This window comes from Streptomyces flavofungini, assembly GCF_041028215.1.
Lineage (GTDB): Bacteria > Actinomycetota > Actinomycetes > Streptomycetales > Streptomycetaceae > Streptomyces > Streptomyces flavofungini_B.
Genome location: NZ_JASKYR010001005.1, coordinates 1 through 2,535, shown reverse-complemented (window position 1 = coordinate 2,535; position 2,535 = coordinate 1). Strand labels below are relative to the sequence as shown.

2 protein-coding genes are annotated in these 2,535 nt (G+C 72.7%); both read left to right on the top strand.

Going from position 1 to position 2,535, the window contains the following annotated elements; genetic code table 11:
* Positions 1-33 precede the first annotated feature (33 nt).
* Positions 34-588, top strand: a complete 555-nt coding sequence (locus AB8Z36_RS37675) for a TlpA family protein disulfide reductase (protein ID WP_440582111.1) — start codon at positions 34-36, stop codon at positions 586-588.
* A 38-nt stretch (positions 589-626) separates the two neighbouring features.
* Positions 627-2,498 carry an ABC transporter ATP-binding protein gene (locus tag AB8Z36_RS37670; RefSeq protein ID WP_369217879.1) on the top strand — a complete coding sequence of 624 codons (1,872 nt, stop codon included), beginning with the start codon at positions 627-629 and terminating at the stop codon, positions 2,496-2,498.
* Positions 2,499-2,535 lie beyond the last annotated feature (37 nt).

Below are 2,535 nucleotides of genomic sequence, written 5' to 3'. Positions count from 1 at the left end.
TCCCGTGAGAGTCCCGTCCGAAGGGAGACGCCCGTGCCCATCCTCATCGCCACCGTCGTCCTGGTCGGTGTGCTGTGCACCCTCGACCTGATCCTCACCATCGGTGTCATCAAGCGCCTGCAGGAGCACACCGCGCTGCTCTCCGAGCGGGGCGGAGGCCGTATGTCGCTCGGACCCGGCGACGAGGTCGGCGGATTCTCCGCGACCTCGGTGGCGGGCGAACCGGTGCACGACGCGATGATCGAGAGCGAGACCGTCGTCGCGTTCTTCTCGCCGAGCTGCGGCCCGTGCAAGGAGAAGCTGCCCAAGTTCATCGAGTACGCACGCGGCGTGCCGCGCGGGCGCGAGCAGGTGATCGCCGTGGTCACGGCCGACACCCCCGAGGACGCGGAGGCCGCCGCGCCCGGTGTGGCGGCGCTGGCGCCCGTGGCCCGGGTGGTGACGGGGCGGGACGCCGAGGCCGTCGCGAACGCCTGCAAGGTGCGGGGCTTCCCGGTCGTCCTCAAGGTCAACCGGAGCACGGACGGCCGCCTCCTCGTCATGACCGACGAGGTCGACGTGGAGCGCCCGGCCGTCGCCACGTACTGAACACGGTGTCCGCGTAAGGGATCAAGGGAAGGATGAGCATGCCCTCTCCGCCGCGTCTGGCCCTGAGTGCCCTGCGGCTCGTGGTGCGGGCGGCGGGGCGGACGCTCCTGCTGTACGCGGTGCCCGCGCTGGCCACCGGGCTCTTCCCGGTCGTCACGGCCTGGTCGGTCAAGCTCATCGTCGACCGGCTCGCGGCCGGGGCGACCGCGCACGACCTGCTCCTCCCGGCGCTGGTGCTCGTGGCCACCGGACTCGCGACCGGGGCCCTGCCGCATCTGGCGCACTACCTGCGGACCGAAATGGACCGCAGGGTCGGCCTGTTCGCGCAGGACGAGCTGTTCAGGGCGGTGGGCCGGTTCGCCGGGCTCGAACGGTTCGAGAACCCCGGCTTCCTGGACCGGCTGCGGCTCGCCCAGCAGACCGTCGTGGCCTCACCGGCCGCCACGCAGGCCGTCGACGGGGGCCTTGGAGCGGTGCGTTCGGTGTTCACCGTGGCCGGATTCCTCGGCTCGCTGCTGGTCATCAGTCCGCCGACCATGGCACTCGTCCTGCTCGCCGCAGTGCCTTCGCTGGTCGGCGAGCTCATGCTGTCGCGCCGACGCGCGGCCACCGTCTGGGACATCGGCCCCGACGAGCGGCGCCAGTTCTTCTACATGGGTCTGCTGGCCAATGTGGAGGCGGCGAAGGAGGTACGTCTCTTCGGCACCGGCGGCTTCCTGCGGAACCGCATGATCAGCAGCAGGCGGGGCGCGGACGCGGCCCGCAGGGCCGTCGACCGCCAGGAGGCCCGGTTGCGCTGCGGCCTCGGCCTGCTGGCCGCCGTGGTGGCGGGCGCCGGACTGCTCTGGACGGTACGGGCGGCGGGTGCCGGTGGTCTCACCCCCGGTGACGTGGCCGTCTTCCTCGCCGCCGTGGCCGGGGTGCAGGCGGCCCTGGCCACGTTCGCGGGCGACCTCGCCGGGGCCCACCACGCCCTGCTGCTCTTCGGCCACTACCAGGCCGTCGTCCGCGCGGGCCCCGAGCTGCCCATGGCCGCCCAGCCGCACGCCCTGCCCCCGCTGCGGGACTGCGTCGAGCTGCGTGACGTGTGGTTCCGTTACTCGCCCCACCACCCCTGGGCGCTGCGCGGCGTCAGCCTGCGGCTGCCCGCGGGGTCGGCCATCGCCCTGGTGGGGCTCAACGGCTCGGGCAAGTCCACGCTGGTCAAGCTGTTGTGCCGGTTCTACGACCCGACCCGCGGCAGCATCCTGTGGAACGGCGTCGACCTGCGCGACGCCGACATAGCCGCCCTGCGCCGCCGCGTCAGCGCCGTCTTCCAGGACTTCATGGAGTACGACCTGACGGCCGCCGAGAGCATCGCGCAGGGCGATCTCGGCGCCCTCGACGAGCCCGGGCGGATACGGGACGCGGCGAAGAGCGCCGGAGTCCACGACGTGCTGAGCGCGCTGCCCCAGGGCTACGACACGCTGCTGTCCCGCATGTTCTTCGCCGAGCGGGACAAGGCCGACCCGGCGACCGGTGTCATGCTCTCCGGCGGCCAGAGCCAACGCCTGGCCCTGGCGCGGGCGTTCGTCCGCGACCGGCGCGACCTCATGATCCTCGACGAGCCGTCGGCGGGGCTCGACGCGGCGGCGGAGCACGAGATCCACCGGTCGCTGCGTGCCCACCGGCAGGGCAGGACGAGCCTGCTCATCTCGCACCGCCTGGGCACCTTGCGCGATGCCGACGTGATCGTCGTTCTGGAACGGGGCGAGGTCGTGGAGCAGGGCACCCACGACGACCTGATCGCCCGCCAGGGTCGGTACGCGCGCCTGTACGCGCTCCAGGCGTCCGCCTACCGGCCCTCCGACGAGCGGCCAGGACCACCCACGTACCCCTTGGCCCGCGTCAGTACAGGAGATGACGGATGAATCCGGACGACGGCCCCCGCACCCCGCCCGTCTGTGC

Bases quoted from the DNA above. Each gene is read 5' to 3' on its own strand.
- AB8Z36_RS37670 (WP_369217879.1), top strand. From the start codon at position 627: ATGCCCTCTCCGCCGCGTCTGGCCCTGAGTGCCCTGCGGCTCGTGGTG.